This window comes from Bartonella sp. AA86SXKL (genome assembly GCF_042196885.1).
Genome location: NZ_JBHIRE010000355.1, coordinates 1 through 690, shown reverse-complemented (window position 1 = coordinate 690; position 690 = coordinate 1). Strand labels below are relative to the sequence as shown.

The following is a 690-nucleotide window of genomic DNA, read 5'->3' as shown; positions in this document are numbered from 1 at the left end:
CATGTGAAGGAAGTGGTACAAATGAATTTTCAACTTTTTTCTCAACACTAGATGTAGAAATATTTTCAGCGATTATTTTATCAATATTGCTCGTGAGATTATCTTCTGCTTCTTTGTCCTTTGTATCAGAAAAGTGGGAAGAAATTGGTTGGGATTCTTGAAGCTGATCTACAGTAGTTTGATCAACTTTTTCTTCATATTTATCAGTAGTTTTTTTCTCTGTGTCATGCATTGGCGAGAGCACAACTGTACCATCTTGTTTTACAATAACAGTTTGTACTTTTTGCGTTGGAATGGTGTGATTGATGGCTTCTGTCACTGCATCTTCAACATCAGAATCATCAAGAGAGGAGGGGGAAAAGCTTGTGGATTCTTGTTGATTTAATGCTGCTAAATCTTCAGGGGGTTCCGAATTATCAATAAGAAATTGTTGTGTATTTTCTTGTTTTTCATTTTGTCCCGTTGTTTGTTTATAAATATCTAAATTATGCTCAACATCATTCTTTGTTTCTGTTGATTGATGTTTAAATTTAAAAGGTGTATTGTCAGCGTGGATAATAGGTGTGCTTTCATTCTTTTGTGAGGACATAAAAAAGCGAGAATAACCTACAAAACTAACTGCTATCAAAATAAGAAGAATAATACTCTTAGTAAGAGTTTTACTAAAAATAGAATTTTCTAGGGAAAGAG

1 pseudogene is annotated in these 690 nt (G+C 33.0%); it reads right to left on the bottom strand.

The annotated features are described in order from the left end of the window. Nucleotides 1-690 (bottom strand): annotated as a pseudogene (locus ACFIO5_RS11970) (SPOR domain-containing protein); the annotation flags it as partial.